We start from the raw sequence: 1810 nt of genomic DNA, 5'->3' as shown, positions 1-1810 counted from the left end.
CCTTCATGGCTCACCATTTTCGCGGAAGTAGTTCAGTGGTAGAATACAACCTTGCCAAGGTTGGGGTCGCGGGTTCGAATCCCGTCTTCCGCTTTTTTACTTCGGGGCCTTAGCTCAGCTGGGAGAGCGCCTGCCTTGCACGCAGGAGGTCAGCGGTTCGATCCCGCTAGGCTCCATTTATAAATCAGAAAAAGCTTACATCAATCGATGTAAGCTTTTTTGTATTCTGTTTAAGGAAGACGGCTTGAATTCATTTCGTTTACAATAGAAAGGTAGAAGTGAATACAATACGTTTGGATATTGGTAATGGGGGGATAGATGTTGAAAGTTGTTATTGCATCTGATTCATATAAAGAGAGTTTACGGGCAATAGAGGTATGTAAGGCCATTGAAATGGGATTTAGTGAGGTTTTTCCTGAAGCTAAGTATGTAACAGCTCCAATTGGAGATGGAGGAGAAGGAACTGTTCAATCTCTTGTTGATGCTACAGGTGGAAAGGTTATTTCACTCGATGTCACAGGTCCACTTGGAGAGGAAGTAGAGGCGTTTTACGGTATTTCTCAAGATAAAAGAACAGCATTTATTGAAATGGCAGCAGCATCAGGACTGCATCATATTCCAATTGAAAAACGAAATCCGCTTATTACGACTACAAGAGGAACAGGAGAACTCATATTACATGCATTAGATCAAGGGGTACAGCATATCATTCTAGGGCTCGGAGGAAGTGCTACCAATGATGGTGGAGCTGGCATGCTGTCTGCTTTAGGTGCGAAGTTCTTAAATGAAAATGGAGAAGTAATGGAGCCTGTTGGTGGCAATTTACATTCCATTGCCACTTTTAATCTTTCGGAACTAGATTCTCGTTTCGTACATGTGAAATTAGAAGCGGCATGTGATGTAGATAATCCGTTAATTGGGCCAAAAGGAGCCTCTTTTGTATTTGCTAAACAAAAGGGAGCTAATGTAGAAATGATGAAAGAACTAGAAGAAAATTTGAAACATTATGCTCATATATTAAAAGAACACTTCCATGTCGATGTAGCAGAAGTTCCAGGTGCAGGAGCGGCTGGAGGTGTAGGAGCAGCAGTCGTTGCGGTATTAAAAGGACAACTTCGAAAAGGAATTGAAATTGTATTAGATTATATAGGCTTTGATAAACATATAGAAGGCGCTGATCTTGTTTTGACAGGTGAAGGAAGAATAGATGAACAAACAGCCTACGGAAAAGCTCCTGTTGGTGTTGCTAGACGTGCGAAACAACATCATATACCAGTTATCGCTATTGGTGGCTCCGTTCTTTTAAATCATATTCCGATTTATAAAGAGGGGATCGATGCTGTATTCGGGGTGACAGCAAGCCCAATGACATTAGAAGAAGCATATAGATCAGCGGAAGAAAATATTAAAATGACCGCAAGGAATATTGCAACGGTATGGAAATTAGCATCAGAAAAACATCTCTAAGTATAGAGGTGTTTTTTATGTTTACTAATGTATATATACATTAATTAAAAAACCGACATAAAAATTTCTTTCTTTTAGGGGGACGAGAGCATCTGGCCATGCANNGAGCAAACGAGTGTAGGTTACTTTTATTCTACATAGCAGGGATTTAGATGTTGAAAAATGAAAATGGATTTATACATCAATACAAATTGAAAAACCGACATAAAAACCTCTTTCTTTTAGGGGGACGAGAGCATCTGGCCATGCATAGAAGCGGTTAGGGCCTTTTTCTGCCACATGCGAAGTAAAAACAGAAAGAGCAAACGCGGCTAGGTTACTTTTTATTCTGTCTAGCAGGGCT

At 40.4% G+C, this 1810-nt stretch carries 1 protein-coding gene and 2 tRNA genes; all 3 read left to right on the top strand.

Translation table 11 applies throughout. The annotated features are described in order from the left end of the window. The first annotated feature begins 21 nt into the window (after window positions 1-21). A tRNA-Gly gene (locus tag COO03_RS22290) sits at window positions 22-93 on the top strand. A gap of 10 nt (window positions 94-103) precedes the next feature. Then, a tRNA-Ala gene (locus tag COO03_RS22285) sits at window positions 104-176 on the top strand. A 145-nt stretch (window positions 177-321) separates the two neighbouring features. Then, entirely contained in the window at window positions 322-1467 is a 1146-nt protein-coding gene (locus tag COO03_RS22280) for a glycerate kinase (RefSeq protein ID WP_097899231.1), read from the top strand. Window positions 1468-1810: the final 343 nt, after the last annotated feature.

It is taken from the genome of Bacillus sp. AFS098217 (assembly GCF_002551815.1).
Classification (GTDB): domain Bacteria; phylum Bacillota; class Bacilli; order Bacillales; family Bacillaceae_G; genus Bacillus_A.
This window is presented reverse-complemented; position numbering and strand designations above follow the sequence as displayed.